The sequence below is a fragment of the Natronomonas amylolytica genome, from assembly GCF_037031205.1.
In the GTDB taxonomy this organism is placed as follows: domain Archaea; phylum Halobacteriota; class Halobacteria; order Halobacteriales; family Haloarculaceae; genus Natronomonas; species Natronomonas amylolytica.
Genome location: NZ_JAYEZM010000018.1, coordinates 1 through 643, shown reverse-complemented (window position 1 = coordinate 643; position 643 = coordinate 1). Strand labels below are relative to the sequence as shown.

The 643-nt window shown below is 66.6% G+C and carries 1 protein-coding gene; it reads right to left on the bottom strand.

Annotated features, from left to right (window positions below; genetic code table 11):
* Nucleotides 1-643, bottom strand: a 643-nt coding sequence (locus tag U5914_RS16835) for an acyl-CoA dehydrogenase family protein (RefSeq protein ID WP_336136903.1), incomplete at both ends; no start/stop codon positions are given.

Sequence of the window (643 nt, the reverse complement as noted above, 5' to 3'; positions counted from 1 at the left end):
TCGGGCACGCGGACGTCGTTGAGGCCGATCTCGCCGGTGATGGAGGCGCGCAGCGAGAGTTTCTCGGTGATCTTGTTGGTGGTGACGCCGTCGCGGTCGGTCTCGACGAGGAAGCCCCGGACCGGGTTGTCGTCGCCGTCGGCGGAGCGATCTTTCGCCCAGACGACGGCGACGTCGGCGATGGGGGAGTTGGTGATCCAGGTCTTGGCGCCGTTGAGGACGTACTCGCTTCCGTCCTTTTCGGCGTGGGTCTCCATCGCCGAGGGGTTCGAGCCGTGTTCGGGTTCCGTGAGGCCGAAACAGCCGACCGCCTCGCCCTGGCCGAGTGCCGGCAGCCACTGTTCTTTCTGTGCGTCGCTGCCGTAGGCGTGGATCGGGTACATCACGAGCGCGCCCTGAACGGAGGCCATGGATCTGAGTCCCGAGTCACAGGCCTCCAGTTCCTGCATGAGCAGGCCGTAGGCGGTCTCGGAGACGTTCGGCGAGCCGTAGCCCTCCAGGTTGGGGGCGTAAAAGCCCAGTTCGCCCATCTCGGGGATGAGGTCGGTCGGGAAGGTACCGTCTTCGTAGTGGGCGCCGATCTCCGGGCGCACCCGGTCGGCGACGAACTCGCGGGCCGTATCCCTGATCAGGCGCTCTTCCT